This window comes from Priestia sp. SRI_019 (assembly GCF_057586255.1).
Genome location: NZ_JBYCZN010000032.1, coordinates 1 through 556 on the forward strand (window position 1 = coordinate 1; position 556 = coordinate 556).

Consider the following 556-nt stretch of genomic DNA (forward strand, 5'->3'; position numbering starts at 1 on the left):
GTTCGGGTTGCGCTGCGCCTGTCTGCGCAGCCGCAGCAGCTCCACATCCGCCGAGAGTTTGCGGTTGGCACTGGTGATGTCCTCCCAGTCCTGCTGGCGGGCGGTCTGGCTCCGGTTGCCCGGGGCGTGGGCCTGCAACTCCTCCATCAGCCGGCCCATGCGGCCTTCGTCGAGGTAGTTCTGACGCCAGCTGAGGTACAGGCGACGGTGCTGGCGCACCAGGGCGTCGAAGTCGCCGCTCTCCTCCAGCCGTGGCTTGTCTCGGCCTTCGCGTAGCAACCAGTCCGCGTCGGCCGCCTCCATGTACGCGTTCCAGTGCCCGACCAGCCGGGGCAAGATGGCGTAGTCCAGCTGGAGGTCCCCCGCCATCCTGTGCCAGGGGACCAGCGGCACGTCACAGCCCCGGGCCAGGCGGTGCATGTGCGCCAGCGGGATCTGCGAGAGCAGCTCACTCTCCGTCCCCGCACGGCCCTGGTTGCCCGGCTCGTAGCCGCCGCCCACATCCGAGTGCACGCCGGGGTAGACGATCTCGGTGACGTTCTTCCCCTTCACCCGG

The 556-nt window shown here is 69.4% G+C and carries 1 protein-coding gene; it reads right to left on the reverse strand.

The window, feature by feature from the left end:
- Positions 1-556, reverse strand: a 556-nt coding sequence (locus tag AC2YJL_RS27645; protein ID WP_487375097.1) for a hypothetical protein, incomplete at both ends; no start/stop codon positions are given.